Raw genomic sequence first — 2,857 nt, forward strand, 5'->3', positions numbered from 1 at the left:
CCAAAAAAACCTGAAAGGGAGAGTATTGGATGAAAAAAATCAACCTTTGCCTGGTGCTGGTGTGAAATTGAAACTATCCGGTAAATCTACGGTGACAGGACAGGATGGCTCTTTTTCCATCACTGCTGCTGATAATGAAAACACATTGGTGATTTCTTTTATTGGCTATGCTTCGAAAGAAGTAACCATTAAAGGCGGAAACACAGTGCAAACCATTGTAATGTCTACTGGTGCAAATGAATTAAATGACGTTGTGGTGGTCGGCTACGGGTCTGTGAAAAAGAGTGATGTAACAGGTTCTGTGGTATCCATCAGTGAAGCTACACTTAAAGAAGTACCCGCACCTAACTTAATTGCCCAATTAAAAGGTAGAACTGCCGGTGTTACGGTAGTGAGCAATGGCTCTACACCGGGTACTGGTGGCTCCATTCGGATTAGGGGAAATAGAACCATCACGAACTCTCAGGGTTCCAGTGATGCTTTAGATGGTCCTTTATTGGTGATAGATGGCATGCCTTACGGGGGTAGTATCAATGATTTTAGTCCTGATGATGTGGCCAGTATGGACATTCTGAAAGATGCTTCGGCGACAGCAATTTATGGTTCAAGAGGTGCAGGTGGTGTAATTTTAATCACCACCAAAAGAGGAAGAACAGGAAAAGCAGTGATTACTTATGATGCTTATTTAGGTGTTTCAAGGGTATTGGATCAGTACAATGTTTACGATGGTCCGGGTTATGCGCAGTTTAAACTTGATGCGGCAACCTATAACCGCACTTCACCTGGTACAACTTCTTATTTGTTAACACAGGCTGAGCAAGCGGCGCTTGATGCTGGTGTTTCTACCAACTGGCAAGACCTTATTTATAAAAACGGTTATACCAACCAACACCAGTTGAGCATCAGTGGTGGGAGTGATAAAACGCAGTTTGGCATGAGCGGCGGCTATTATAAAGAATCGGGCATCATTCCTCATCAGGATTTTACCAGAGGTACGCTTCGTACAACAATTGACCATAGAATAAATAATGCTATTAAAGTAGGATTAAACTCCATCAATACCATATCTTATAACAATACACCCGGCGGTGGCGGTGTGCCAAGTGGCCTGGTGAAATTGACACCTTTAGCCTCTCCTTATAATGCTGATGGAACTTTAAATCTTAACCCCTCAGTTGGCTCTATCGATGCTGCAGGAATAAATCCTTTGACGTTAATTACAAAAAGCGATGCTATTTTAGCCAGAACAAGAAGATTCAGGACTTTCAACAGTTTATATGGTGAAGCTCAGCTTTTTGAAGGCTTAAAATACCGTTTAAATGTTGGTTTGGATTTTAGACAGGAAAATGGCAATGGGTATAATGGACCCCTTACTTATACCAATACCAATCCTAGTCAGGCGAGTTCTAATGCAACTATCAATAATTCAGAATCATGGTCAACGAATATTCAAAACTTGTTATACTATGATAAAACCTTTGCAGAGAAGCATAAGTTAAGTGTAACGGCTTTATTTGAGTTGCAAAAAGACCATAATAAATCATCTGGATTTACAGTAACAGGAGTGCCTGCAGATTATGTGCTCAACTCTAATTTTGGTTTGGCAAGTGCTGCACCTGTTTCAAATCCTGATGTTACAGGTTTTTCTGAACTGGGGTTAATCTCTTATATGGGTAGATTGAACTATAGCTATGATAGTCGTTACCTGGTAACAGCAACCTTGCGTCAGGATGGTTCTTCTACTTTATCTCCAGGACATCAATATTTCACTTACCCTGCTATTGGCTTGGGATGGAATATTTCCAATGAGGCTTTTATGAAGTCGGCTAACTTTATTTCTAATTTAAAATTAAGAGGTGGCTGGGGCGTTTCTGGAAACAGAAATGTGGGTGCTTATGCAACTTTAGGTGGTTTGTCTGCCAGTGCATATAACTTTGGACAAACGACTTCAGGACAACAACTTGCTTACCTGGTTACTACACTGCCAAATTCTGATTTAGGCTGGCAGTCAACTTCTCAATGGGATATTGGTTTAGATTTTGGTTTGTTTAATAACCGCATTACTGGTTCCATTGATACCTATGATCAAAAAACTAAAGATATCCTGTTATCCGTTAATTTACCATATAGTAATGGTGCAGGAAGTACTTTCCAAAACCTGGGTAAAACTCGTGGCCGCGGCCTAGAGGTGAGCTTGACTACTAATAATATTGTTTCCGAAACTGGTTTTAACTGGAGTATGGATATGAATTTCTTTTTAAACAGAGAAGAAATTACCCAGTTAACTACAAAAGAAGAAAAATCAAATGTCAGCAATGGATGGTTTGTAGGTCAACCTTTAACGGTGATTTATGATGTGAAGAAATTGGGTATCTGGCAAACGGCTGATGCCACCAGTGGTGCTTTAGCTGGACAAACATCACCAGTACAATTTGCCGGACAAATAAAGGTAGAAGATTTTAACAAAGATGGTAAAATTGATGCCAGCGACAGACAGGTGATTGGTAATTTCCAACCTAAATGGGAGGGTGGTATCACCAATAGATTTAGCTATAAAGCTTTTGATTTATCAGTCGTTGTTTTTGCTAGAATTGGTATGAAAGTTCTGGTTCCTTATTTATCAGCAGATGGTGGTGCTAATGGCTTCTCTTTCTTTAACCAGGGACGTAGTAATCAAATTAAAACTGATTATTGGACTACCAGCAATCCTACCAATGATTTTCCGGCTCCGGATGCAGGTACCGATCGTTTAAATTTTGGTTCTACCTTAGCTTATCAGGACGGTTCATTTGTGAAGATCAGAAGTATTAATTTTGGTTATACTTTACCAAGCAGTCTACTTTCAAAAGTAAATGTC

At 39.9% G+C, this 2,857-nt stretch carries 1 protein-coding gene; it reads left to right on the plus strand.

The window, feature by feature from the left end:
• A partial coding sequence (locus ACR2F7_RS10555; protein WP_432713534.1) for a SusC/RagA family TonB-linked outer membrane protein occupies window positions 1-2,857 on the plus strand: 2,857 nt, incomplete at both ends.

Origin of the sequence: Pedobacter sp. (assembly GCF_045628745.1) — a bacterium.
In the GTDB taxonomy this organism is placed as follows: domain Bacteria; phylum Bacteroidota; class Bacteroidia; order Sphingobacteriales; family Sphingobacteriaceae; genus Pedobacter.